The 2,144-nt window shown below is 64.6% G+C and carries 1 protein-coding gene; it reads right to left on the reverse strand.

What is annotated here, in order from left to right; translation table 11 throughout:
- The coding region (locus VK519_RS06250) for a condensation domain-containing protein (RefSeq protein ID WP_324348307.1) at nucleotides 1-2,144 on the reverse strand (2,144 nt) is incomplete at both ends.

A 2,144-nucleotide genomic window follows, 5' to 3' on the forward strand; every position in this document is an offset into this window, starting at 1 on the left:
AACGCACTAGGCGTCTGATTGAGTACCGTCACCCGTTTTTCGATAAGGAGCCGGAAAAATACATCCGGTGAGCGAGAGCACGCATACGGAACCACGACCAGGCGCCCGCCGTGCGCCAACGCACCCCAGACTTCCCATACAGAAAAATCGAACGCCATCGAGTGGAAGAGTGTCCAGACGTCGTCGGCGCCGAAAGCGAACTCATCCTGGGTGATATGCAGCAGCCTTCGGACCTGGCGGTGCTCGACCATGACGCCCTTGGGCTTACCGGTTGAGCCAGAGGTATAGATGACGTACGCAAGGTGAGAGGAGGTAAGGCCTAATGCGTCGGCATCCGGATTGCCATCTCGTCCATCCGGGACGTTCGGCACCTGATCGATGAAAAGGGCAGGCACTGTTCCCAAGATTTCAGCGCCGAGCGCTTCGCGCGCGATGGTATCTGCGAGCAGCAACGTGGGCTCAGCATCGGCAAGCAGCTCGACGATGCGATCAACCGGGTAAGCCGGGTCCATCGGAACGTAGGCGCCACCCGCCTTGAGGATGGCCAGCAGGCCGACTACCATGTGCGGACGGCGGTCTACGCAGATCGCCACGCGGCTGTCCGGCCGCACACCCATATCGATTAGACGGTGGGCCAGGCGGTTGGCCTGCGCGTTGAGCTCGGCGTAGGTCAGCTCGACATCGTCCTGCACCAGCGCAATGGCATCGGGCGTGCGTGCGACCTGGTCCTCAAACAGTTGGTGGATGCAGCGCTCGGTGTCGTAGACAACGCCGGTGTCGTTCCAGGTGTGCAGCAACAACTCGCGTTCGGCGGCGGGAAGGACATCGATGCGCATAACCGGTTGGTCAGCGTCAGCAACGAGGGCTTCCAACATGCGCAACAGATAACCGCGATGGCGCTCGATGGCGGCCTCGTCGAACAGCGCCGTCGCATAGGTGAACCCACCGACGATGCCATCGGCCGATTCCGCCAGATCCAGCTGCAGATCGAACTTGGCGGTGACATTCTGTGCCACAGGCGTCGCGGTAACCTGGATACCCGGCAAGTCGAGGACGGCCTCGTCGTTGTTGTGCCAGTTGAACATCACCTGGAACAACGGGGTGTGGTCCAGTCGGCGCGGTGGCTGCACGATCTCCACCACCTGCTCGAACGGCAGGTCCTGGTGGTCCTGTGCGGCCAGGACGGTCTGCCGCACCCGGCCCAGCAGGTCGCCCACAGAGGGCTGGCCTGACAGGTCGATGCGCAGGGCCAGAGTGTTGACGAAGAAGCCGACCAGGCCTTCCAGCTCCTGGCGGTTGCGGTGTGCGGTAGGAATGCCGATGACCAGGTCATCCTGGCGGGACAGGCGCGAGAGCACCGCCGCCCAGGCGCTGAGTACGGTCATGAACACGGTGCTGCCATGCCGTTGGCTCACACGCTTCAGCCCCTGAGCCAGCGTGGCGTCGATGTGGATCGGCAGGCGGGCACCGGCGAAGGATTGCGTGGCCGGCCGTGGGTGGTCGGTGGGTAGTTCCAGCAGCGTGGGTACGCCCTCGAGCTGGGCCTTCCAGTACGCAGCCTGGGCCTGCTGGCGTTCGCCCGAGAGCCACTGCCGCTGCCAGGCGGCATAGTCCGGATACTGGATCGGCAGGGGCGGCAACGGATCGCAGGCATCATCGCCGCCGTTCGCGAAGGCGGCATACAGCGCGCTGATCTCGCGCGCCATCACCGCGACCGACCAGCCATCGGAGACGATATGGTGCTGGGTCAGGAGGAACACATGGTCATCGGGTGCGCGCCGGATCAGCCGACCACGGATCAACGGCCCGGTGCCAAGGTCGAACGGTGCGGCGGCTTCCTCAGCGCGCAGCTGCCATAGCGCCGCATCGTCATCGGTCGATTGCTCGCGCAACGCGAAGCCGGCGTCGGCCGGCAGCAACACGGCCTGCGGCTGCCCATCGCGCACGTGGAACACCGTACGCAGGGCTTCGTGCCGGGCCAGCAGATGATCCAGGCTGTGCTGCAATGCGGTCCGGTCCAGTGGCCCGCGCAGGCGCAACGCGACGGGCATATGGTACGTCGCGCTGACGCCTTCCAGCTGGCAGAGGAACCACAGCCGCTGCTGTCCGAACGACAACGCCAAGGTCGTATCACGACCCACCGG

It is taken from the genome of Pinirhizobacter sp., from assembly GCF_035317885.1.
Lineage (GTDB): Bacteria > Pseudomonadota > Gammaproteobacteria > Xanthomonadales > Rhodanobacteraceae > Pinirhizobacter.